Origin of the sequence: Streptomyces sp. 8K308 (genome assembly GCF_004348315.1) — a bacterium.
Classification (GTDB): Bacteria; Actinomycetota; Actinomycetes; order Streptomycetales; family Streptomycetaceae; genus Streptomyces.
The window spans coordinates 23,185-44,098 of sequence record NZ_SMKC01000018.1; the positions used below are offsets into that span (position 1 = coordinate 23,185).

Annotated in this window: 20 protein-coding genes and 1 pseudogene; 4 read left to right on the forward strand and 17 right to left on the reverse strand. The window is 74.1% G+C overall.

The features are described 5' to 3' along the window. Positions 1-28: 28 nt before the first annotated feature. Together E1265_RS04965 and E1265_RS04970 are read right to left on the reverse strand one after the other, a co-directional pair. Positions 29-832: a TIGR03936 family radical SAM-associated protein gene (locus E1265_RS04965; protein ID WP_132928977.1), complete on the reverse strand. Its 804-nt coding sequence runs from the start codon at positions 830-832 to the stop codon at positions 29-31. A gap of 112 nt (positions 833-944) precedes the next feature. After that, a complete protein-coding gene (locus tag E1265_RS04970; protein ID WP_132928978.1) occupies positions 945-1,502 on the reverse strand; it encodes a GNAT family N-acetyltransferase in 558 nt (185 codons plus the stop codon). Positions 1,503-1,678: 176 nt separating this feature from the next. On the opposite strand from E1265_RS04970, the pseudogene E1265_RS04975 reads away from it, so the two are divergent. Next, positions 1,679-3,034, forward strand: a pseudogene (locus E1265_RS04975) (glycoside hydrolase); the annotation flags it as partial. Positions 3,035-3,061: 27 nt separating this feature from the next. On the opposite strand, the gene E1265_RS04980 reads toward E1265_RS04975, so the two are convergent. The 3 genes from E1265_RS04980 to E1265_RS04990 form a co-directional block, all read right to left on the reverse strand. Then, entirely contained in the window at positions 3,062-3,427 is a 366-nt protein-coding gene (locus tag E1265_RS04980) for a PH domain-containing protein (protein WP_132928979.1), read from the reverse strand. Positions 3,428-3,436: 9 nt separating this feature from the next. Beyond that, a complete protein-coding gene (locus E1265_RS04985; RefSeq protein ID WP_132928980.1) occupies positions 3,437-4,264 on the reverse strand; it encodes a transporter substrate-binding domain-containing protein in 828 nt (275 codons plus the stop codon). Between the two features lie 64 nt (positions 4,265-4,328). Further along, the gene (locus E1265_RS04990) at positions 4,329-4,739 is read right to left on the reverse strand and encodes a nuclear transport factor 2 family protein (protein ID WP_132928981.1); all 411 of its coding nucleotides are present in this window, start codon (positions 4,737-4,739) and stop codon (positions 4,329-4,331) included. A gap of 70 nt (positions 4,740-4,809) precedes the next feature. Between E1265_RS04990 and E1265_RS04995 the strand changes: the two genes are divergently transcribed. From E1265_RS04995 to E1265_RS40200, 3 genes are all read left to right on the forward strand, one after another. Beyond that, positions 4,810-5,700, forward strand: a complete 891-nt coding sequence (locus E1265_RS04995; RefSeq protein ID WP_132928982.1) for a LysR substrate-binding domain-containing protein — start codon at positions 4,810-4,812, stop codon at positions 5,698-5,700. Positions 5,701-5,822: 122 nt separating this feature from the next. Then, positions 5,823-6,401 (forward strand): hypothetical protein, encoded by a 579-nt coding sequence (locus tag E1265_RS05000; protein WP_132928983.1) that lies wholly within the window; start codon positions 5,823-5,825, stop codon positions 6,399-6,401. A gap of 171 nt (positions 6,402-6,572) precedes the next feature. Beyond that, entirely contained in the window at positions 6,573-8,081 is a 1,509-nt protein-coding gene (locus tag E1265_RS40200) for a helix-turn-helix domain-containing protein (protein WP_132928984.1), read from the forward strand. Between the two features lie 13 nt (positions 8,082-8,094). On the opposite strand, the gene E1265_RS05010 is transcribed toward E1265_RS40200, so the two are convergent. The 12 genes from E1265_RS05010 to E1265_RS05060 form a co-directional block, all read right to left on the reverse strand. Next, positions 8,095-8,910, reverse strand: a complete 816-nt coding sequence (locus E1265_RS05010) for an MFS transporter (protein ID WP_243740543.1) — start codon at positions 8,908-8,910, stop codon at positions 8,095-8,097. Further along, positions 8,817-9,251 (reverse strand): MFS transporter, encoded by a 435-nt coding sequence (locus E1265_RS38615; RefSeq protein ID WP_243740541.1) that lies wholly within the window; start codon positions 9,249-9,251, stop codon positions 8,817-8,819. The genes E1265_RS05010 and E1265_RS38615 overlap by 94 nt, the downstream gene beginning before the upstream one ends. After that, positions 9,248-9,817: a Chromate resistance protein ChrB gene (locus E1265_RS05015; RefSeq protein WP_132928985.1), complete on the reverse strand. Its 570-nt coding sequence runs from the start codon at positions 9,815-9,817 to the stop codon at positions 9,248-9,250. The genes E1265_RS38615 and E1265_RS05015 overlap by 4 nt, the downstream gene beginning before the upstream one ends. Positions 9,818-9,860: 43 nt before the next feature. Then, positions 9,861-11,243 (reverse strand): nucleotide pyrophosphatase/phosphodiesterase family protein, encoded by a 1,383-nt coding sequence (locus E1265_RS05020; RefSeq protein ID WP_132928986.1) that lies wholly within the window; start codon positions 11,241-11,243, stop codon positions 9,861-9,863. Continuing rightward, on the reverse strand, positions 11,240-12,466 hold the full coding sequence (gene eboE / locus E1265_RS05025; RefSeq protein ID WP_132928987.1) for a metabolite traffic protein EboE: 1,227 nt from the start codon (positions 12,464-12,466) through the stop codon (positions 11,240-11,242). The genes E1265_RS05020 and eboE overlap by 4 nt, the downstream gene beginning before the upstream one ends. A gap of 33 nt (positions 12,467-12,499) precedes the next feature. Further along, entirely contained in the window at positions 12,500-13,369 is an 870-nt protein-coding gene (locus tag E1265_RS05030; protein ID WP_132928988.1) for a TatD family hydrolase, read from the reverse strand. Continuing rightward, positions 13,369-13,989, reverse strand: coding sequence for an EboA domain-containing protein (locus E1265_RS05035; RefSeq protein ID WP_132928989.1), 621 nt, complete (start codon positions 13,987-13,989; stop codon positions 13,369-13,371). Before E1265_RS05035 ends, E1265_RS05030 begins: the two co-directional genes overlap by 1 nt. Then, entirely contained in the window at positions 13,986-14,831 is an 846-nt protein-coding gene (locus E1265_RS05040) for a sugar phosphate isomerase/epimerase family protein (protein WP_132928990.1), read from the reverse strand. The genes E1265_RS05035 and E1265_RS05040 overlap by 4 nt, the downstream gene beginning before the upstream one ends. Beyond that, a complete protein-coding gene (locus E1265_RS40610) occupies positions 14,828-16,393 on the reverse strand; it encodes an SCO3242 family prenyltransferase (protein WP_347877153.1) in 1,566 nt (521 codons plus the stop codon). Before E1265_RS40610 ends, E1265_RS05040 begins: the two co-directional genes overlap by 4 nt. Then, on the reverse strand, positions 16,390-17,571 hold the full coding sequence (locus E1265_RS05050) for an inositol-3-phosphate synthase (protein ID WP_132928991.1): 1,182 nt from the start codon (positions 17,569-17,571) through the stop codon (positions 16,390-16,392). Before E1265_RS05050 ends, E1265_RS40610 begins: the two co-directional genes overlap by 4 nt. A gap of 90 nt (positions 17,572-17,661) precedes the next feature. Further along, positions 17,662-19,782 carry a PQQ-dependent sugar dehydrogenase gene (locus E1265_RS05055; protein WP_132928992.1) on the reverse strand — a complete coding sequence of 707 codons (2,121 nt, stop codon included), beginning with the start codon at positions 19,780-19,782 and terminating at the stop codon, positions 17,662-17,664. Positions 19,783-19,918: 136 nt separating this feature from the next. After that, entirely contained in the window at positions 19,919-20,860 is a 942-nt protein-coding gene (locus E1265_RS05060) for a sugar phosphate isomerase/epimerase (RefSeq protein WP_132928993.1), read from the reverse strand. Positions 20,861-20,914 lie beyond the last annotated feature (54 nt).

Here is a 20,914-nt window from a genome sequence, read left to right on the forward strand (position 1 = left end):
GTGGTTAGGCGGCGCGGCAACGGCATCGCTATCCGGTGATCCCCGGCGCCGCCGCGGCCTGCTGTCCGGCGGCCGTGGGTGAGGCGGCCAGGACAGCGTCGCGGTCAGGCGCGAACGGGTCGTTCACCGTGCCGGTCTCCTCATCGAGCGGCCCCTGCGCCAGCCTGGTCACCGCTGCGGGGACCGGCGGCGCCAGGTCGGCCGTAGCGCGGAGGCCGGACAGGACGTCGTCGGGTCGTACGGCAGGTGTGTGATGCCGTACTACCAGCCGCAGTATCGCACAAAGGGTGGGGTCAGGCCCATCGGACCCACCAATTTGGCGCTGTCGGGCTTCCTGGGGCTCCAGTGCTGTCAGCGACACCACGGCACCACGCGTGTCGAAGGCGCGCAGGCCCTTCTTGGTCTGCCGCCGCACCTCGACCGCCTCCTGGGCGAGGAAGGCGCCGACGGCCCGGTCGGCCTCGGCCGGGTCGACGCCGTCGAGCCGCAGCTCCCAGTGGGAGGCGTTGAGCAGCTCGGCGAAGTCCGTGGTGCGCGCCTCGACGGCGTCGACGACGTCGAGGCCCGGCGGCAGTGAGGCGTCGAGACTGGCCCTGAGCTCCTCGGGGTCACGCCGCTCGACGAGGGCGATCTCCAGGTACTCGGCCTCGCTCGCGGTGCCGGTGGGCGCGGCGTTCGCGTAGCTGACCTTGGGGTGGGGGGTGAAGCCCGCCGAGTAGGCCATGGGGACCTCGGCCCTGCGCAGTGCGCGCTCGAAGGCCCGCTGGAAGTCGCGGTGGCTGGTGAACCGCAGGCGGCCCCGCTTGGTGTACCGCAGTCGCACGCGCTGCACCGCCGGTGCGGGCGCCGGGCCTACGGGCTGTCGCTTGCCCAGTTTCTCTCAGTCCTTCGGTCGCGGATCGCGAGCGGGGTGAGCCGGTCGCGAGTCGTTGCCTCCTTCCAGGTTACGCCAGGGCCCCGGTGGCGCCGGTGTCGATCCAGTAGCGCAGCTTCTCGCCCCTGCGGTCCTCGAAGACGCCGCCGTTGGCCTCGATGACCTTGCGGGAGGCGACGTTGTCGTGGTCGCAGGTCACCAGGACGCGCTCGTGGCCGATGCGGCGGGCCACCGGGAGTGAGTCGCGCAGCATGGCGGTGCCGTGGCCGCGGCGGCGGGCGGTGGGGCGCACGTCGTAGCCGATGAGGCCGCCCCAGTCGAGCAGCCGCTGGGTGAGCCGGTGGCGGATGGAGAGGCGGCCGAGGAACGTGTCGCCCTCGACGTACCACAGCACGGTGGAGGGCACGAAGCCCGGCGGGCGCGGGGCGTCCTCCTCGGCGTCGGCGACGGTGGCGGCGACGAAGGTGGCGAAGCCTGCGGGGTCGTCCCAGTGCCGGCCGTGGGCGCGGATGTCGCGGCCGAGCAGCGACTGGTCGTCGGGGGTGCCCCGGCCCTCGGCCTGGAACTCGGCGATCGCCTCCAGGTAGGAGGCGTGGACAGCGGTGATGGGTGTGACGAGCTCGGGCACGGGTCCCATCCTGCGTCAGCCGGCGGGACGAGATCAACGATCTCGCTCCCGGGGATTGACGTGCTCCGGGCAGATCAAGAGGCTGGTCAGTCGGGCCAAGTCGACGACCACCCTGGGGAGTTCGCATGAGAGTCCGCACCGTGCTGGCGGCCGCGCTGGCGGCGTCACTGCTTCCGATGGCCTCGGCGACGGCCGAGTCGGGCGGCGGCCCGGCGGCCGGCGCCAGGGGAAGCATCGACTTCCGCGACGCCCGGCAGGCCATCGACGGCTTCGGCATCTCCCAGGCGTTCCAGCGGGCCGACGTGATGCACGGCGCGCGTGGTCTCACCCCCGAGCACCAGCGGGAGGTCCTCGACCTGCTGTTCGACCGCGAGACGGGGGCCGGCTTCAGCATCCTGCGGCTCGGCATCGGCTCGTCGGCGGACGACGTCTACGACCACATGCGGTCCATCCAGCCCACCGACCCGGGCGGCCCGGACGCCGAGCCGCGCTACGAGTGGGACGGCGACGACGGCGGCCAGGTGTGGCTGGCCCGTGAGGCCCGGGACTACGGCGTCGAGCGGTTCTACGCCAACGCGTGGAGCGCGCCCGGCTACATGAAGACCAACGGCTCGGACGCGAACGGCGGCGAGCTGTGCGGGGTGCCCGGCACCGACTGCCCGAGCGGCGACTGGCGGCGGGCGTACGCGGAGTACCTGGTGCAGTACGCGCGCTTCTACGCCCGGGAGGGCATCGACATCACGGACATCAACTTCACCAACGAGCCGGACCTGACGACCTCGTACGCGTCGATGAGGTTCACGCCCGGGCAGGCGGCCGACATGGCCGCGGTGCTCGGCCGGACGGTGGCGGAGTCGGAGCTGTCCGGGATGAACGTGGCCTGCTGCGACGCGGCCGGCTGGGCGGAGCAGCGGGCCTACACGGAGGCCATCGAGGCGCACCCGGAGGCGTCGGAGCTCGTCGACCTCCATACCGGCCACCCGTACCGAAACCCGGCGAGGAGCCCGCTGCCCACGGACCGGCCGGTGTGGATGTCGGAGTGGAACCCGACCGGGGACAGGTGGACGGAGGGCTGGGACGACGGCACCGAGTTCGACGGGATGAGCCTGGCCGAGGACGTCCACGAGGCGCTCGCGGACGCCGAGGTCAACGCGTACCTGTACTGGTTCGGCGCGTCGATCGGCGCGACCCGGGCGGCGATCCAGCTGGACGGCCCCGACTACCACGTCTCCTCGCGGCTGTGGGCGCTCGCCGCGTACAGCCGGTTCATCCGGCCCGAGGCGGTGCGGGTGGACGCCGCGTCCGGGCACGACTCGGTGGAGGTGACGGCGTTCCGCAACGCGGACGGCAGCCGGGTGGTGGAGATCCTGAACCACGACGCGGCGCCGGTGCGCCAGTCCTTCGACGTGTCGGGGGTGCGGGGCTCGGCCCGGGGCGACGTCTATCTCACGGACGAGACGCACGCGGTGGAGCGGACCGGCCGGGCGAGCGTGGCGGGCGGCAGGCTCTCGGTCGAGCTGCCGCCGCGCTCACTGACCACCGTCGTCCTCGACCGCTGGCTAACGGGCCACGTACTGCGAGAGGATGGCCTGCACCTGGTAGATGTCAACGCCCTTGGTGAAGGTCTTCTCGATCGGGGTCGGGTTGCCCGAGAGCCAGATCTTGAGCTCGGCGTCGAGGTCGAAGTGGCCCGCGGTCTCCACGGCGAAGTGGCTGATGCTCCGGTAGGGGATCGAGTGGTACTCGATCTTGCGGCCGGTGATCCCCTGCTTGTCGACGAGGATCAGCCGCCGGTCGGTCAACAGGATGGTGTCCCGGATCAGCAGGTAGGCGGCCAGCACCTGCTCCTGTGGGCCGAGCAGCCGCGCGTACTCCTGGTGTGCCTGTGCCGGGTCGATCGCGTGCGCGTTGCCGAACAGTGCCATGGCGCCCCCTCAGTTGTTCTGCCACCGGGCAGCGTAACCGTCGTAGGTGCCGTCGTTGAGGGCGAGGTGCAGCCACTGGTCGACGTAGGCCCGGAACTCCTCGTCGCCGCGCGGCAGCAGGTAGGCCTTCTCGGCGAAGGTGAAGGGGTCGTCGGGGTTGATGGCGCACAGCTCGGGGTGGAGGGTCTCCTGGTAGCGGGTCTCGCTGCCGTCGGTGATCATGACATCGGCGCGGCCGGCGACGATCTCCTCGAAGATGGTCGTGTTCTCGGGGTGCCTGATGACCGTGGCCCGCTCGATGTTCTCGTTCACGAACCGCTCGTTGGTGCCGCCGGGGTTGACGATGACGCGGACGCCCGGCTGGTCGATGTCCTCCAGGGTCTGGAATCGGTCGGTGTCCTCGCAGCGGGCGATGGGGGCCTTGCCGTCGACGAGGTACGGCACGCTGAAGTACGCCTCCTGGGCGCGGTCGAGGGTGACGGAGACGCCGCCCATGGCGATGTCGCAGGCGCCCGAGGTGAGGTCGTCGAGCAGTTCGGCCCAGGTGGTGGGCGTGAACTCGACCTCGGCGCCGAGGCTTTCCGCGAGGTCGCCGGCCATGTCGACGTCGATGCCGCTGTATTCGCCGGTGGCGCGGTCGAGATGGGTGAACGGGCGGTAGTCGCCGGTGGTGCAGACGCGCAGTTCGCCGCGTGCCCGCACCTCGTCGAGCAGGGTGCGGTCGGCCGGCGGCCTGCCGGGCCGCTCGCCGGCGGTGGCGACGACGGCGCCGCCGGCGGCGGTGGCGAGGGTGAGGGCGAGCGCGGAGAGAGCGGTGCGGCGGTGGAGCGGGCGCATGGGGTCCCTTCCCGGTGGGGGACGGCTGGATCGCCGCCAAGTATGACCAGGGGAAGGGCCGTTATCACCTGGGCTGAACGAACTCGGGCTGGTCGAGGACGCGCAGCCAACTGCCGTCGGGCTGGCGGCGCACCACCTGGGCCCTGGCGCCCGCGCCGTCCCTGGGCGGGGTGGCGGTCAGGGCGAGGTCGCCGTTGATGAGCGTCGGCAGTGGCGGCTCGGGCTCGAAGTGTGGGCGGTTCGCGAGCACCTTCTCCCAGAGCGCGCGGATGGCCTCCCGGCCGACGGTCCGCTCCCCCGGCGGGTAGGCGAGCACCGCGTCCTCCTCGTAGAGCGCGGCGACGCCGGCCGCGTCGCCGGCGTTGGAGCGCTCGACGAACAGCCGGGTGATGTCCTCGGGGCGCATGGCCTTCTCGTAGGCGTCCTTCTCGTGGGCGTCCTTCTCGTGGGCGTCGTGGTTCGTGTTCTCGGTCATGCCCCAAGACTGGCCCGTGGAGATTGAGAAGTCCAACAGCTGGTTCTGCTGGTAGCTAGAATTCCCAGTCATGGAACTGAGGCAGCTCGAGTACTTCGTGGCGGTCGCCGAGGAGCGGAACTTCACCCGGGCGGCCGAGCGGGTGAACATCAGCCAGTCCGGGGTCAGCGCCCAGATACGGCAGCTGGAGCGGGAGCTCGGCGCCGATCTCTTCGACCGCTCGGCGCGGGCCGTGACGCTCACCGTGGCGGGGAAGGCCGCGCTCGAGCCGGCCAGGGCGGCGCTCGCGGCGGCGGCCGCCGTCGGCCAGGCGGTGGGCGAGGTGACCGGCCTGATCCGGGGCCGGCTCACCCTCGGCATGGTCGTCGGCTGCACCCTCACCCCGCTGTTCGAGGCGCTCGCCGGCTTCCACGGGTCCCATCCCGGGGTGACGGTCTCCCTCCTCGAGGACGGCTCCGACCGACTGGTGGACGGCGTGCGCTCCGGCACTCTCGACCTGGCCCTGATCGGCGCGGCGGTGGCCGCGCCGGCCGACCTCGGCTCGTTGACGCTGCTACGCGAGCGGCTGGTGGCCGCCGTGCCGTCCGACCACCCGCTCGCCGGTCGCCGCCGGCTGACGCTCCGCGCGGTGACCGAGCACGCCGTCGTCTGCATGCCGCCGGGCACCGGCCTGCGCACCGCCTTCGACCGCGCCTGCGCGGCGCGCGGGCTGCGGCCGGCCATCGCCCTCCAGGCCAGCGCCGCCGACGCCATCGCCGGCCTGGCGGCCAGAGGCCTGGGCGTCGCCGTGCTGAGCGAGTCGATGGCCCCCGCCTACGCCGACCGCCTCACCGCGCGCGTCATCGACGACGCCGACACGCCGGCCCTGCTGGCCATGGTCTGGAAGGAGCCGACGAGCGTGGCCACCCGCGCCTTCCTGACATCCGTGCGCCGTGCCTGGCCGGGGCTGGGACAGGACTGAGCGCCGTGCCCGCCCCGCCCCCTCCCACTGCTCACCGTGCATCGTGGTGCGACGGTCACCGCCTCCATACGCTCGTGTCCACCGGGGCCCCGTCAGCAACCGAAGCGCATCAAGGAGGGGACATGACCTTACGCAAGCGTCTCCCGTTGGCCGGCCTGGCCATGGCGGCGAGCGCCGTCCTGGCGGTGACGGTCTCGACCGCCGGCACGGCCACCGCGGCCACCCCGCTCGCCGACCCGGACGGCACGAACTGCGTGATCGACCTCGATGACCTGGCTCAGGAGGGGGTCTGCTTCGCGACCGAGGACGACGCGACCGCCTACGTCGAGGCCCAGGCCGACTACGTCCTGCTCGAGGTCTATGACTGGATCGGGCTCAACGCCGACGGCCCGCACGCCTACTACGTCGGGAACGCGCCCTGCACCCCCACCACGGACGACATCGACCACACCGTTCCGACGCTCTACGAACTGACCTACAACTTCGCGAACCCCGACAGCGTGTCGATGAACGACTCGTTCAGTTCGGTGATCACCCACGAACAGTGCGACATCAGGCTCTCCGACTGGGTCAACAACAACCCCGACGGTCCCCGATCGGGCTGGATCGACCACTGCACCAACCTGACCGGCTCCGGGGCGGGTGACTGCCCGACGGTGCTGAACTGGAACAACCGCGCCAGCTCCTTCATGTTGAGCTGAACCACTCCCGACCGCACACACGTGGCCTGACGCCACGCCCCCGTAACCGGGCGGCCGCCCCTGTCGGCCTCCGCGCCGCCGGCCCCGTGGCCGGCGGCGCGGGGTCGCGGTCTGGATCGGCGCCCCGTGTTGTGGTCCCCTGAGGGGAGGATGGGGACAAGGGGGCGGAGTATGGCCGAGCGTGACGGGGAGACGACGCGGCAGGGGGCCGGCGGAGAGCGGGAGCTGCTGCGCGAGTTGACGCGCCAGATGTCCAGGGACGCCACGCCGGACGTCGGTCAGGTCGTCGAGTGGTTGGCGCGGCGGACCGGCGCGAAGGTCGGTCTTCTGACGGGCGACGGGGTCGTGGAGGCCGGCACCGCCGGTTTCCCGCGGCGGATGCCCGACTGGCTGGCGCGGGTGTTCCCGCGGTTGGCCGGCGGGGACGTGGCCACGGCAGCCGAGCAGTCCGGCGGGCTGCGGGTGCACTGCGAGGCCATCGGGCCGCGGGTACCGCATCCGGTGCTCGTGGTGATCAGCTCGTCGCCGCCGAGCGGGGAGTCGCGCGCACTGGTCTCGGCCGCCTGCGGCGTGCTCGCCGCGCTGCACGGGACGCGCGAGGCCGCCGCGATGTCCAGGAGCAACCGGGATCGGGCGCGGCAGTTACGGTTCGCCGTGTTCAGCGCCCTGATCGAGGGGCAGCCGTTCCTGGCCCGCCGGATGATGGCCGGCGCCGTCCCCCCGGTGTTGGACGCCGCCGCCGTCCGGGTCTATCTGCTGCAGTGCGGGCCGGCCGACCGGGACCGGATCTCCGAGGCGTACGAGGACGACCAGGGGTTCCACGGCCCCGACCTGTTGGTGCGCTGCCCCGTCCACAACCACCACCTGATCTGCGTCCTGGCCGAGGGCGCCGACGACGCCGGCGGCCACCGCCGCGACCTGCTCCGTCTGGTCCGCGAGAACCCCTGGTACGCGCTGGGCATCAGCGGACCGCATCCGCTGGCCGCGACGGCCGAGGCGTACGCCCAGGCCGCCAACGCCCTGGCGGTCGCCCGCAACTGCCCCACCCGGCTCGTCGACTACCAGGGCCAGTCACCGCTCGTCCACCTGCTCCCCGAGCGGGAGGCCCTCGCCTGGGCCCGTGCCTTCCTGCGCCCGTTGGGCTCCGCGCCCAAGCTCACGATCAACGTGACCCGCCTCGCGACCGACGTGCCGCAGGCGGGGGTGGCCCGCCTGCTCGGCATCAGCCGCAACACGGTCCGGGCCCATGTCCGGCGCGCCGAGGAGGCCATCGGGACGGACCTGAACGAGGTGAGCTCCCGTGCCGCGCTCGCGCTGGCGCTGGCCATCACCGCCCCGGGGTTCGGCACGGGCGGCGACGTGGACGTGCCCCCTCCCACCCTGGAGGACCTGTTCCGCACCCAGCCCGCCGTCGCGTGGGCCGAGGCGTTCCTCGGCCCCCTGCGGGACGCCGACCACCGCGACCTCGACGCCACCCTGCGGGCCTGGATCGGCGCCAACACCGACGCCCAGCGGGCCGCCACGCGCCTCGGCATCAGCCGGAACACGGTGCGAGCCCGGGTTCGCACGGCGGAGCGGCTGCTGCACCGTGCCCTGCTGAACAACGCCGGAACCGGCATCCACGACCTCGTCCACGCCCTCCGCATCTCCCAGGAAAGCCCGGTGCTCGCGGTGGCCTGACCTGGCGCGCCGGTCAGGTCGCCGGCTCGGCTGCCGGGACCGGCCTCGGGCGCAGGGCGAGCGGGAGGAGGGCGGTCACGACGGCCAGGGCGGCGTAGCCCCAGGTCAGGGTCGCCGTGGCGGCGATGGCCGCGACGAGCAGTGGGCCGCCGGCGTCGCCGAGTTCGCGGCCGAGTTCGGCGGTGCCCATCGTCTGGCCGAGGCGTTCCCTCGGCGTGGCGGCGGCCAGGGCGGCGAAGCCGAGCGGGGTGATCAGGCCGGTGCCGGTGCCGATCGCGGCGGCGCCGGTGAGGACGCCGAGCGGGCCGGGCAGCATGGCGCAGCCGAGGCCGGCGGCGGTCACCAGGAGCCCGGCCACCAGGCCGCCGCCCGTCGTCAGCCGGCCGTCGTCGAGCCGGCGGCCGGCCCAGGGTTGGGCGAACGCCGCGCAGGCGGCGAGGACCGAGACGGCGGCGCCGGTGGCCAGCGGGGAGAGGCCGGCGGCCGCGCCGGAGAGCGGCAGGAAGCCGACGCCGGCGGAGAGCGCCGCCGTTGCGGCGGCGAGCGCGGCCACCGGCCGCAGGAAAGCGCCGTCGGTGAGCCGCCGCACCAGGCCGAGCAGGGTCTGGCGCGCCTTGGGGAGCGGCGGCACGGCCGGCACGGCGAGCGCGGCCCATATCGCGACCGAGGCGGCCAGCGCCGCGAGGACGGCGAAGAGCAGGGTGAGGTCGCCGAGCCAGATCAGCACGCCGCCGATCAGCGGCCCCGCCGTGTAGCCGATGGACTTGTGGAAGCCGTAGGAGCCGAACGCGCGCCCGTGCCTGACCTGCGGGTTGAGGCGGGCGACCAGCGCCGAAGCCGCCGGCGAGAAGGCCGAGGCCGCCGCGCCCTGCCGAGCCTGGCGGCCCACAGCCAGCCGGGGTCACGGACCACGACGAACAGCGCGGAGGCGGCGGCGAACCCCAGCAGGCCGCCGATCAGCACGGGCCGGGCGCCGACCCGGTCGGCCAGCGTGCCGAACACCGGCTTGAGCACGACCTCGGCGCCGTCGTACAGCGCGAGCAGCAGGCCGAGGTAGAGCAGCGAGGTCGCGAGGTCCTCCTCGCCCTGGCCGAGGTTGGCTGCGATGCCGTGCGCGCCGAAGGCGGTGGTGAAGCCGGCCGCGTACAGCGGCCACATGGCGGACCTCATGACGCGTCCCCCGGCGCGTCGAAGGCGTGCAGGTGGGCGAAGACCCGCTCGCCGTACTCCTCGAAGTGGCGCGCGCACGCCGCGAGCCGCTCCTCGGCCTCGGCGGCGCCGGGCGAGCCGAAGACGTCCTTGAGGCGGAGCTCGCGGTGCCAGCGGCGCAGCCGCTCCAGGCTCTGTTCCTCCTCCTCGAGCTCGGCCAGGGTGAACTTGGCCTGCCGGGTCTCCTTGTCGAGCTCCGCGAGGTACTTGCCGCAGTCGGCGACGAACTCCGCCCAGTCCTCGGCCCGCGCGGCGGTGAACATGTCCCGCAGCCGCTCGGCGTCCGCCGGGCCTCGTCCGCCGGCGCGCAGCGCCACGGCCTCGCCGCCGGCGCGCTCCGTCATGGCCACGGCCCGCTCGATGCCGTCCGCGAACACCGCCACCTCGGGCGCGGCCCACACCCCCTGCCCGAGCGACAGGGCGCCGACCCGGCGCAGTTCCCGCCACACCGCGACGCGGTGTCGCGAGGGCTGCGCCGGCAACCGCACGATGAGCACGACCCACTGGACCTGCGCCACGTCTTCCACCTGTCCAATGTAACGCTTGCTACATCGTGATCAGAAGCGGGTGTCACGGCGAGGTCGGTAGGCCCGCCAGTTCGAGCACCAGGTCGCGTACCTCGGCGGCGGCGACCCGGTCGCGGCGCCCGGTCGGGGCGTCGCAGAGCAGCACAGGTCCTTCGGCCGGTTCCGCGGGGAGGCGGCCGTGGGTGCCGCCGACCCAACGTCCGTCGAGCGGAACGACGTTCGTGGTGTACCGCAGGCCCAGCTTCTTGCGGGCGAGGCCGACACCCGCGCGCAGCCTGGCCCGGGGGTCGGCGGGGTCGAAGAAGAGCTCGGCCGGGTCGTAGCCGGGCTTGCGGTGGATCTCCACGCCGCGCGCGAAGTCGGGGGCGCGCTCGTCGTCCAGCCAGTAGTAGTAGCTGAACCACGACTCGGGCTCGGCGACCAGCACCAGCTCGCCGGACCGCTCGTGGTCGAGCCCGTACCCGGCCTGCCCGTCCCGGTCGAGCACCTGGTCGACGCCCGGCAGGTCGGCGCAGAGCTTGGCGACGGCCGGCACGTCGGCCGGGTCGGCGACGTAGACGTGCGCCACCTGGTGGTCGGCCACCGCGAAGGCCCGGGAGGCCCACGGGTCCAGGTACTCCATGCCCTCCTGCGTGTAGACCTCGAGCAGCCCGGACCGGCGCAGCGCCCGGTTGACGTGCACGGGCCGGCTGGCCGGGGTGATGCCGTACTCGCTGACGACCAGCACCCGGGTGTCGGTCTCCCGCGCGTCACGCAGCAGCGGCGCGAGCACCCGGTCCACGTCGGCGGCGGCGCTGGCGGCCTGCGGGCTGTCGGGGCCGTACCGCTGGAGGTCGTAGTCGAGGTGTGGGACGTAGCACAGGGTGAGGTCGGCGCGCGGCATCAACCGGCGGGTGGCGGCGACGATCCACTCGCTCGAGCGCAGCGAGGCCGTCGGCCCCCAGTAGTGGAACAGCGGGAACGGGCCGAGCTCCTCGGTCAGTTCGTCGTGCAGCTCGGTCGGCCGCGTGTAGCAGTCGGGCGACTTGCGGCCGTCCGCGTGGTAGACCGGGCGCGGGGTGACGGTCCAGTCGGTGGTGGCGCCCATCGCGTACCACCAGCAGACGTTGGCCACCTTGTAGCCGGGCTTGGCGCGGCGCGCGGTCTCCCACACCTTCTCGCCCGCCACCAGCCGGTTGTGCTGCCGCCACAGGTGGACCTCGCCGAGGTCGCGGAAGTACCAGCCGTTGCCGACGATGCCGTGCCCGGACGGCGGCAGCCCGGTGAGCATGGTGGACTGCACGGAGCAGGTGACGGCGGGCAGCACGGTCTCGAGCTCGGCCTGCCAGCCGCGTTCGGCCACGGCCCGCAGGTTGGGGGTGTGGTCGAGCAGCCGTGGGGTGAGGCCCACGACGTCGAGCAGCAGGACGCGTTGCGCGGTGGTCATGCCGTCTCCTCCTCGGTCCGTTGCTCGGTCCCGTCCCCGGTCCCGTGCTCGTTGTCGGTCAGGCCGGCGCGGCCCACCGCGTCGGCGGCCCAGCGCAGTTCGGCGGCGAGGCCGGCGGCCAGGTCGGCGTCGCCGGCCGGCCGGAACCGCTCGGGCAGCACGGACCAGGTGTAGGTCTCCACCTCGAGGTGGTCGGTGCGCGCCGCCGGCCCGGCGAACAACTCGGCCAGGGTGCGCTCCAGATGGTCCGTGGTGGTGTCCAGCGGCGGCTCGGGCCGCTGGTGCAGCGGGGCGTGGAAGTGCACCCGCCACGGCCCGGCGCCGGGCAGCGCCTCGGGGCCCGCCAGGGCCTCCGGCAGGTCGTCGCGGGCCGTCACCGCGCCCTCGCCGGCGGGCAGTTCGCGGACCTGGTGCAGGAAGCGGTCCTCGGTGTAGCGGGACAGCGCGGCCCTGGTGTCGGGGTCGGCCGGCGCGGCGGCGTGCAGGGCCGCCGAGACCTGCGCCTTGACGATGGGCAGGCCGGCCTCGGCGAGCACGGCCACGGCGCCCGCCGGGTCCTCGAAGGCGACGGCCAGGTGGCAGGTGTCGAGGCAGACGCCGATCCGCCGGGTGTCGACTCCGGCCAGCAGCTCGACGGCCTCGGCCACGGTCTCGACGATGCAGCCGGGTTCGGGTTCGAGGCCGACGCGAACGGTGCGGCCGGTCTCCGCCTCCAGCTTCTCCAGGCCGTCGGCCAGCCGGTCAAGCATGGCGCGGGCGGCGCCGTGCCGGCCGGCGTCCCAGGGCTCCCGCCAGGCAAGCGGCACCGTGGAGACGCTGCCCCTGGCGGCGTCGTCGGGCAGCAGCCCGGTCAGCACCCGGGCGCAGTCGAGGGTGTAGCCGAGCCGCTCCTCCTCGGTCCAGTCGGGCCGGTACACGGCCTTCTTGACGACGGGGGCGTGGAACCCCCGGTAGGGGAACGCGTTGAGGGTGACGACCTCGATGCCGTGCTCGTCAAGGGCGCGGCGCAGCCGGTCGAGTTCGGCCGGCTCGGTGGCGAGACGGGCGGCGAGCGGCGCGGGCAGCCACAGGCCGAGGCCGAGTCGGTCCGCGCCGAGCCGGGCGCGGACGCCGGCGCCGAAGACCCGCAGCTGGCGGTGCAGCCCCTCGGCGTCCTCGGCGGGGTGGACGTTGGTGCAGTACGCGAGGTGGACGCGGGTGCCGTCGCGGTGCCGGAACGTCATGGCAGCTCCTTTCGGTGTCTCGGGCTCGGTGGCTCAGGCTGGCCGCTGGCCGCGCAGGATCGAGTTGCCCTCGAAGGTGGCGGCGGCGTCCTGCCCCTCGGTCGCCGGCTCGTCGAGCAGCAGCCGGCCGCTCTGGGCGTAGAACGCCACCGGGTTGCGCCACAGGACCCGGTCCACGGCGTCCTCGTCGAAGCCGGCCTCGCGCATCGCGGCGCCGGTCCTGGCGGTCTTCAGCGGGTCGCTGCGGCCCCAGTCGGCGGCGGAGTTGACGATCATCCGGTCGAGGCCGTACTCGGCGAGCACCTTGACCATGCGGTGCTCGTCCATCTTGGTGTCGGGGTAGATGGAGAAGCCCATCCAGCAGCCGCTCTCGGCGACCAGGCCGACGGTCACCTCGTTGAGGTGGTCAATGAGTACCATCTCCGGCGGCAGCCCGGAGGCGGCGACCAACTCCAGGCTGCGGCGGGTGCCCTCGGCCTTGTCGCGGTGCGGGGTGTGCACCAGCACGGGCAGGCCGTGCTCGGCGGCGAGGCCGAGCTGGCGGACGAACACGGTCTCCTCGGCCTCGGTCATGGAGTCGAAGCCGGTCTCGCCGACGGCCACCACGCCGTCCTTGGCCAGGTAGCGGGGCAGCAGGTCCAACACCCCGTGCAGGCGCGGGTCGTTGGCCTCCTTGGGGTTGAGGGCGACGGTGCAGTGGTGCCGGATGCCGAACTGGGCGGCCCGGAACCGCTCCCAGCCGACGAGGCCGTCGAAGTAGTCCTTGAACGAGCCGACGGAGGTGCGGGGTTGGCCGAGCCAGAACGCCGGCTCGGTGACGGCGCGCACGCCCGCGTCGTACATCGCCTGGTAGTCGTCGGTGGTGCGGGACGTCATGTGGATGTGGGGGTCGAAGATGCGCATCAGCGCTCCCCTTCGGCTGCTCGCGGGTTCAGGGCGAGGATGCGGCGGGCGTCCTCGGGGACGGTGCGGCCTGCGGACTCCCGTTCGGCGACGAACGCGGCGGTCATGCGGGCGAGTTCGTCGTCGACGCGGCCGGTCCAGGCGGCGACGGCGTCCAACGGCACGCCGACGAACAGGCACTTGAGCACGCCGTGCCGCCAGCCGTCCGCGCCGAGGTGGCGGTCGGCGTACCGGCCCATGGCGGCCGCCACCAGCCGTGGGTCGTTGCTGCGCAGCCCGTCCTCGACGAGCCCGAGGAGCCCCAGGGTGTCCAGGACGTCGTCGAGGGCGCGCAGCACGCCACGTTTCTCGTCGGCGTCGCCGTCCTCGTACAACTCCGTTAGCATCATGGCCAGTTCGGCGTGCGAGAGGCGGCTGGAGGCGGCGACAGCGGCCACCAGGGCGGCCCGGGCCCGGTCCTCGATCCGGGGCACGCGCAACCCGTCGGGGTCTCCCGGGTCGGTCGGTCCCCGGCCGACGAGGCGCCCCACGGCGGGGAAGAGCGCCGGGAGCCGGGTCGGGTCGCCGGCCACCTCCGTCGCCAGTCTGAAGAATCGTTCATCCAGCTGCTCATCGCTCACCGGGCCACCGCCTCCGCCTTGCGGAGCGCCTCCAGCGCGCGGGCGGCGACGGTCGGCGCGGCGTGCGCGTGCCGGGGCAGCTCGACGGCGACGAGCCCCCGGTAGTCGATCTCGCGCAGGGCGCCGAGCGCGGCCGGCAGGTCGATCTCGCCTTCGCCGAACTCCAGGTGCTCGTGGGTGCCGCGCCGCATGTCGTCGGCCTGCACGTTGGCGAGCAGCGGCCCGACACCGCGCACGCAGTCGGCCGTGGACGCGTTCTCGTTGCACACGGTGTGCCCGAGGTCGATGGTCACCCGCAGCGCCGGCGGGTCGCCGAGCCGGCGGCGCAGCTCGGCGACGCCGCCGAGCGTGTCGACGAACATGCCGGGCTCCGGCTCGAACGCGCAGACCACGCCGTGCCGCTCGGCCGCCTCCAGGACCTCGGCCGTGCCGGCGGTGAGGCGCCGCCAGCCCTCCTCGGCCGAGGTGCCGGCGGGCAGCGTCCCCGACCAGAACGAGACGGCGTCGGCGCCGAGGTCGGCGGCGACCCGCACGGCCAGGCCGAGGTAGTCGACGCGCCGGTCGCGTCCCCCGGCGGAAACGAGGGTGGGCTCGTGCTTGTGCCAGGGGTCGAGGACGTAGCGCGCCCCGGTCTCGACGACGACGCCGAGCCCGAGTTGGTCCAGGCGCCGCGCCAACGCGGCGGTACGGGCGGCGAGATCGGGGGCGAACGGGTCAAGGTGCGGGTGGTCGAGGGTCAGCGCGACGCCGTCGTAGCCGAGGCCGGCGATGACGGTCAGGGCCTCGTCGAGCCGGTGGTTGGCGAAACCGTTGGTGCCGTAGCCGAAGCGGAGGGCGGTCATGTCGGGGACACCTTTCGCGAGGCGAGACGAGCGAGCGGACCGAGCGCCGACAGGGCGGCGGCGACGACCGGCGCCCCGGCGCCGGCGACCAGCGCGGACTGCAGTCCGATGCCGCCCCGCACGCCGGCGCCGGTGGCGCCCCGCGCGGCGCGGGCATCCCCCGCCGCCCGCAGGACGGCGACCTGCGCCCGCCCAACGGACCTGGCGTACCCGGCCGCCGCCAGGACGCCGCCCACGGCGGCAGCGAGGTGGCCTGCGGTGAGGACTGCGGCCGGCATGGCCGGGTCGGGGAGCTCGGCCACCTGGCCGGCCGAGCCGCCCGCGGCGGCGGACGGGCCCGGCGCGCCGGCGCGCGGCGGCGGTGCGCCCGGCCTCCGGCTGTGGGCCGGCACGGCGCGGTCCCGGCGAAGCGGGGTCAGCCCTGCGGCCACGGCGGCGCCGCCCGCTCGGCCGGTGGCCGAGCGGACGCCGGACGTGGCCGGGCCCTCTCCCGCGCCGCGCGCCGCCACGGCAGCCGGCCTCCGGCCAGGGAGGCCGGCCGGCACGGCGGCGATCCGGCGCAGCCAGGCCGGGCCTGTGGCCGGCCGAACGGCGGCCGTGGCCAGGCCGTCCGCCGACGCGGCGGGCGAGCGCGGCGCCCCCGCGCCGCTGAGATCGACGGCCGTCCTGCCATGGGCCGGCACGGCACGGCCCCGGCGAGGCCGGGCCGGTACGCCGGCTTCCTCGGCACCGGTGGTCGCGAGCGCCTCGGCCCACCGGCCGGAGGCCGCGCCGCGCGCGGCGAGCCGGCGGCCGACCGGACCGAGGCCGTCGGCCGCTTGGCCGGAGGCCGGGCCGCGCGCCGCGTGGGCCGCGGCCGCGGCGGCCGTTCCGGCCGTTCCGGCCGTTCCGGCCACACGCCGGCCGCCGCGGCCGGTGGGCACGGGGCCCTCGGCCGTCCGGCCGGCGGCCAAGCCGCGCGCCGCGCTCGCCGCGGCCAGCGCGGCCGCCGTGGCCGTGCCCGCCAGAGCGGCCAACGCCGCGCCGCGAGGCGCCCCGTGGACCTCGCCGCGGCTCAGGGTGGTCACGCCGGCGGTGTGGGTGGCCATGGCGAGCGCGGGGACGGCCGCCGCCGAGGCGTGGCCGCCGGCGCCGAGCAGGACGTCGAGGCCGCGGGCGGCGGCCATGAACGCCGGTCCTGCGGCGGTGCGTTGGGCCCACAGGTCGTAGGCCCACACGGTCGCGGCGAGCGGCACCGCGATCCGCAGGGCGCGGCGGCCGCCGGCCACCGCGGCCAAGCCGAGGCCCGCGCCGGTCAGCGCCGTGGCGAGGCCGAGCGCCTCGAAGGCGTCGACGCGGCCGGACGGTATCGGCCGTTCGGGACGCTCCCGCGCGTCCAGGTCGCAGTCGGCGAAGTCGTTGAGCGCCATGCCGGCGAGGTAGAGGCAGACGGACGCGGCCGGCGCCGCCCAGCTACGGCGGCCGTAGGGCCAGCCGGCCGCCGCCGCGCCGGCCAGGCTGTCGCCCGGCGCGGTCAACGCGGCCGGCAGCCGGACGAGTTCGGCCGCGTCGCGAGCCCTCACGCCCGCTCCCCGAGCGCCGCGCACCACTCGGTGAGGGCGCGCCACTGGGTGCCGAGGTCGTGTGTCACGCCGTCGCCCGCCGGGTCCTTGAAGAAGAAGCCGAGCGCGGCCAGCGGCCCGGTCTCGCCGGCCTCGGCGGCGCGCGCCGTGAGCCGCACCAGGTCGAGCACCAGCGGCGCGGCCAGCGCCGAGTCGCAGCCGCTCCAGGTGAACTGCAGCGACATGCGGGTGCCGAGGAAGCCCTCGAAGGAGACGTGGTCCCAGGCGGTCTTCCAGTCGCCGAGGTCGGCGACGTAGTCGATGTGCATCGGCCCGTCGACCGGCCGGCCGAGGATGGCCTCCAGGCCCTGTCCCTTGGTGCGCAGCTTGCTCTCGGCCGCCGCCGGGTCGGCGAGGGTGCGGCCGTCGCCGCCGCCGAGGAGGTTGACGGAGGTCCAGGAGCGTACGGTCAGGGCGCGGCTGGCGAACATCGGGGCCAGCGCGGACTTCAGCAGGGTCTCGCCGGTCTTGCCGTCCGAGCCGGCCCACGGCAGGCCCTCGCGGGCGGCGAGTTGGACGAGCGCGGCCGGGCGCGGGCCAGGGCTTGGGGTGAAGGCGACGACGGGGCAGCCGGCCCGGTAGGCGGCGTAGGCGTAGAGCGAGCTGGCCGGCAGCGGCGACTCGCCCGCGTCCAGGGCACGTTCCAACTCGTCGAGGTCGCGCAGCGCCGCGGTGTCGGGGGCGGGCGGCTCGGTGCTCGACACGTCGACGACGACCACCCGGTCGAGGCCGTGCCGGTCCCGGAACGCGGTGATGTCGTCGCGTATGCGGCGCGCGGCGGCCCGCTGGGTCTCCCCGCCGGGACCCGCGCCGGGGCGTATCCGGCCGTCGGCCTCGGCGAGTTCGGCGCTGAGCGCGCGGGCGAGCTGGGCGGGGAACACGCCGCCGGCGGCCAGTTCCTCGGCCCGCTTGGGCAGCGAGCCGTGTCCCAACTCGTGTCCGCCGGTGATGAGTTCGGCGAGCGCCGGCGGTCGGGCCGCAGCCACCTCCGGGAGTTCGGCCACGCAGCCGTCGGGCGAGCCGAGGCCGGCGCGCAGCGCGAGGGCGCCGACCGTGGCGGTGGTGGCGACCGAGCCCCTGGCGCCGACGAACCAGGCACCGATGCGGGGAGCGGGAGAGGGAGGGGACAGCGCGGACATGTGCGGACCTCCTGGTCGGTGTTTCCATGGGATTGCCCCGGCCGGGCCCCGGTGTCACCCGGGGCCCGGCCGGGGCTCACCCGGTCCCGGTCACTGCACCGGGACGAGGGTCACCTCGGCGATGCCGGTGAGCGGGGGCAGCCCGTTCACGCCGGGGTCGGTGTAGCTCGCCGTGAACACGCCCCGCAGATCGTCATGTTCCGGGTCGTGCGAGTCGTCGAGGGCGGTCGTGATCGAGCCGACGCAGCCCCGGGCGGTGGTGAGCGGGTGCCCGTGCGTGTCGTGCCCCAAGGTGTAGGTCACGGAGACCCGCGAGCAGTCGAACGGCTGGTCGTCGGTGACGGTCACCTCGTAGGCGATCGTGTCACCGAAGGAGAACTCCTCGCCGCCGACCGGGGTGACGAAGGAGACCCGCGGCACCTCGTTGCCGATGACGATCTCCACCTCGGCGTTGGCGGCGCGGCCGGTGCGGTCGGTCACCCGGAGGGAGGCGAGGTAGGCGCCGTCCTCGGTGTAGGTGAAGGCCGGGTTGGCCTCCCGGGAGTCGATCCGGCCGTCGGAGTCGAAGTCCCAGGCGTAGCGCAGCCGGTCGCCGTCCGCGTCCGCGGTGCCCTCGCTGGAGAAGTTCACCGTCAGTGGCGCGTGTCCGCTGGTGACGTCGGCAGAGGCGCGCGGCACCGGGGTGTGGTTGCCGCCGCGGCCTATGTAGTCGATGCGGGCGAGCTGGGCCTCCGGGTTCTCGGCGAAGAAGCCCTTGCCGTACTCGAGCACGTAGAGCGCTCCGTCGGGGCCGAACTCCATGTCGATCAGCGAGGAGAAGTCCAGTTCGGCGAGGACCTCGTCGATGCCGGTGAGGTTGTTGCGGCGGTCGACCTCGAACCCCCAGACCCGGTCACGGGCGAACTCGTAGAACAGTGGGTGCCCCTCGTACTCCCGGGGCCAGGCGCGGTCGCCGTGCCGGATGGCGGTCCACCAGTCGTACTCGTAGGCGGGGCCGGCCATCGGCGCGATGCCGCCGGTGCCGAGTTCGGGGAAGTTCTCCGACTCGCCGTAGCCGTACCACATCTGCGGCTGGGCGACGGGCGGCAGCTCGCGCTGCCCGGTGTTGTGCGGCGACTCGTTCACCGGGGCCGCGCAGTCGAACGGCTCGCCCGAGGCGTTCGTGGCGAAGTCGTAGTCGACGTACGGCATGCTCGGGGTCACGCAGTACGGCCAGCCGTGGTTGCCGGCCTGGGTGGCGGCGAACCACTTGCCGGTGCCGGCCGGGCCGCGCCCCGGGTCGTCCTCGCGCGCGTCGGGCGAGTAGTCCGCGACGTAGAGCGCGTCCGTCTCCGGGTCGATCTCGATCCGGAACGGGTTCCGCAGGCCCATCAGGTAGATCTCGGGCCGGGCGCCCTCCGTGCCCGGCCGGAAGAGGTTGCCGCGCGGGACGGAGTAGGAGCCGTCCCGGTTGACCCTGATGCGCAGCACCTTGCCGCGCAGGTCGTTGGTGTTGGCGGAGGTGCGCTGCGCGTCGTAGGCGGGGTTGCGGTCGGCGCGTTCGTCGATCGGGGTGTAGCCCCCCGAGGAGAAGGGGTTGGAGTCGTCGCCGGTGGACAGGTAGAGGTTGCCGTCACTGTCGAAGACGATGTCGCCGCCGACGTGGCAGCAGATGCCCCGGGTGGCGGGGACCTCGATGATCCGCTGCTCGGTCGACAGGTCGAGGGTGTCGCCGCGCAGCTGGAAGCGGGAGAGCTGGGTGTAACCCTCAAACGGCTCGAAGTCCTCGGGGGTGCCGGTCAGGGGCGCGTCGCCCTCGTTGACGTCCGGGGTGGCCGGGTCGTCGACGGGGGTGTCGAGCGGCGGGGCGTAGTACAGGTAGACCCAGCTGTTGCCGCGGCCGTTGAAGCCGGGGTCGACGGCGATGCTCTGCAGGCCCTCCTCGTCGTGCTTATACACGTCGAGCTCGGCGGCGAGCGTGTTGAGGCCGGTGTCGGGGTCGTTGATCCACACCTGGCCGTCGCGGGTGGTGTGCATCGCGCGGCCGTCGGGGAGGACGGCGAGGTCGATGGGCTCACCCGGCGTGTCGTTGAGGGTGACCTTCTGGAACTCGGCGGTCTCGGGCGCGTCGGGGCTCGGCTCGTGCCCCTCGTGGGCGTTGGCGGCAGCGGGTACGCTCAGCAGCGCGGCCGCCATCATCGCCGCGAGGGCTGGAACGGATTTTCTTCGCATTGCTTCCTCTTCGTGCGCGTATGGCCGGCGGTTCGTTCGCCCCTGCCGTTCGGTGCCAGCGACACGGCGGGGCCGGGCCTGGTGGCGGCCGGTCGGCCGCCACCAGGAGCGAGAGGGGTGGCGAAGGGCTTTGGCCTTACGCGCCGAGGTAGTCGTAGCCGACCTCGGCCGACTGGAGCGGGGTGACGTCGGGGGTGTCGTTCTCGACGATGTACTCGTCGACCCGGTGGGCACGGAAGATCCGCGGGAAGTCGATGACGCCGGTGCCGAGGTCGACCATGTCGCCGTTGACGCCGCTGCGGTCCTTGACGTGGAACTGGATGACCCGCTGCGGGGCGCGGCGGATGACGTCGAGGGAGAAGCGCTCCAGATCGCGCTCGCCGAGCTGGAAGGCGGCCGTCGCGGTCCAGTAGAGGTCTATCTCCAGGTGGACGTAGCGCGGGTCGAGTTCGCGGGTGAGGATGTCCCACGGGGTGCGGCCGCGCCCCAGGTCGATGGTGAACTCGTGGGCGTGGTTGTGGTAGCCGTAGCGCAGTCCGAGCCGGCGGGCGGCGCGGGCCTCGACGTTCATCCGCTCGGCCCAGGCGTACCAGTCCTCGGCGTTGGCCGAGTTGAGGTAGGGCACGTTCATGTACTTCTGGCCCAAAATGAGGGCGTTCTGCAGCTTGGTGCGCAGCGCGGCGTCGTCCGCGCTGATGCCCTCGTGGCTCGAGGTGGTGCGGATGCCGAGGCTGTCGTGGAAGCGGCGCAGCTCGGTGGCGGTGCGGCCGTAGTAGCCGGCCTGCTCGACCTTGCGGTAGCCGATCCGGGCGAGCGAGCGCAGGGTGGCGTCGTAGCCGGCCGTGCCGCCCAGGTCCGAGCGGAGGGTGTAGAGCTGGACGCTGATCTTGTCGCGGGGCACCAGCGAGCGGCCGGGCCCGTGGCCGCCGCCGTGCGCCGCGGCGGTCGGGGCGGCGGCGAAGGCCGCGCCGGCGCCGAGGGCGCCGAGGGCGGCTCCGCGCAGCAGCGTGCGGCGGCCCAGGCCCCGGGCGGCGAGTGACTCGGTGAGGGATCTGTCTCCGTCGTATCCGTAACACATGACGGCTCCTGTGGTTCTGGGGGGTGGTCCGCGGGGAAGTGGTGTGTCACGTGG

Excerpts from the sequence above, each read along its gene's own strand:
- E1265_RS05030 (WP_132928988.1), bottom strand. The coding sequence starts at position 13,369 with ATGCGCATCTTCGACCCCCACATCCACATGACGTCCCGCACCACCGAC.
- E1265_RS05060 (WP_132928993.1), bottom strand. The coding sequence starts at position 20,860 with ATGTGTTACGGATACGACGGAGACAGATCCCTCACCGAGTCACTCGCC.
- E1265_RS04995 (WP_132928982.1), top strand. The coding sequence starts at position 4,810 with ATGGAACTGAGGCAGCTCGAGTACTTCGTGGCGGTCGCCGAGGAGCGG.
- E1265_RS04990 (WP_132928981.1), bottom strand. The coding sequence starts at position 4,739 with ATGACCGAGAACACGAACCACGACGCCCACGAGAAGGACGCCCACGAG.
- E1265_RS04985 (WP_132928980.1), bottom strand. The coding sequence starts at position 4,264 with ATGCGCCCGCTCCACCGCCGCACCGCTCTCTCCGCGCTCGCCCTCACC.
- eboE (WP_132928987.1), bottom strand. The coding sequence starts at position 12,466 with ATGACGTTCCGGCACCGCGACGGCACCCGCGTCCACCTCGCGTACTGC.
- E1265_RS04980 (WP_132928979.1), bottom strand. The coding sequence starts at position 3,427 with ATGGCACTGTTCGGCAACGCGCACGCGATCGACCCGGCACAGGCACAC.
- E1265_RS05000 (WP_132928983.1), top strand. The coding sequence starts at position 5,823 with ATGACCTTACGCAAGCGTCTCCCGTTGGCCGGCCTGGCCATGGCGGCG.
- E1265_RS05055 (WP_132928992.1), bottom strand. The coding sequence starts at position 19,782 with ATGCGAAGAAAATCCGTTCCAGCCCTCGCGGCGATGATGGCGGCCGCG.
- E1265_RS38615 (WP_243740541.1), bottom strand. The coding sequence starts at position 9,251 with ATGAGGTCCGCCATGTGGCCGCTGTACGCGGCCGGCTTCACCACCGCC.
- E1265_RS05040 (WP_132928990.1), bottom strand. The coding sequence starts at position 14,831 with ATGACCGCCCTCCGCTTCGGCTACGGCACCAACGGTTTCGCCAACCAC.
- E1265_RS05020 (WP_132928986.1), bottom strand. The coding sequence starts at position 11,243 with ATGACCACCGCGCAACGCGTCCTGCTGCTCGACGTCGTGGGCCTCACC.
- E1265_RS40200 (WP_132928984.1), top strand. The coding sequence starts at position 6,573 with ATGGCCGAGCGTGACGGGGAGACGACGCGGCAGGGGGCCGGCGGAGAG.
- E1265_RS05050 (WP_132928991.1), bottom strand. The coding sequence starts at position 17,571 with ATGTCCGCGCTGTCCCCTCCCTCTCCCGCTCCCCGCATCGGTGCCTGG.